1 protein-coding gene and 1 pseudogene are annotated in these 737 nt (G+C 68.5%); both read right to left on the minus strand.

The genetic code is table 11. The features are described 5' to 3' along the window. Positions 1-210 (minus strand): alpha-amylase family glycosyl hydrolase (locus ABEB00_RS35830; RefSeq protein WP_345624920.1); only part of this gene is annotated, 210 nt, incomplete at its 3' end. After that, positions 207-737: pseudogene (locus ABEB00_RS35835) on the minus strand (alpha-1,4-glucan--maltose-1-phosphate maltosyltransferase); the annotation flags it as partial. The pseudogene ABEB00_RS35835 and the gene ABEB00_RS35830, both read right to left, overlap by 4 nt.

Here is a 737-nt window from a genome sequence, read left to right on the forward strand (position 1 = left end):
CGGCGGCAGCCACAGGCAGTCCACGCCCAGCCACTGCAGGTAGTCGAGCTTGGCGGTCAGTCCTCTGAGGTCGCCGACGCCGTCGCCGTTGCTGTCCTGGAAGGAGCGGACGAGGACCTCGTAGAACACCGCCCTCTTGAACCAGTCCGGGTCGCGGTCCTTGGCGGGGGTGTCCTCGAAGGTGTCCTGTACGGGCTCATTGACGATCATGTTGTGGGTGACCCTCCGATCTGCGGGTGGGACGGTCGCAGAACCATGCGGTCCTCCTGCGCGGAGGAGCCCCCGGGCACCCGGCCGACGGTGAGCACATGTGCTCCCCCCGGCCCCAGACGCACGTAGTTGGCCCTGCCCCAGTGGTAGGTCTCGCCGGTCAGTTCGTCCCGCACCGGCACCGACTCGTGCCAGTCCAGGCCGAGTTGCGGCATGTCCAGCGAGACCGTGCTCTCCTGGGTGTGATGGGGGTCGAGGTTGACGACCACCAGAACCGTGTTCGAACCCTGTCGCTTGGAGTACGCGAGGACCTCGTCCTTGTCCGCGTGGTGGAAGTGCAGTGCGCGCAGTTGGCGCAGGGCCGGGTTGTCGCGCCGGACGGTGTTGAGGCGGGTCAGGAGCGGGGCGAGGGTGCGGCCCTCGCGGGCGGCGGCCTCCCAGTCGCGCGGTGTGAGCTGGTACTTCTCGGAGTCGAGGTACTCCTCGCTGCCCTCGCGCAGCGGGGCGTTCTCGCAGAGTTCGTAGCC

This window comes from Streptomyces ziwulingensis (genome assembly GCF_039542605.1).
GTDB lineage: Bacteria > Actinomycetota > Actinomycetes > Streptomycetales > Streptomycetaceae > Streptomyces > Streptomyces ziwulingensis.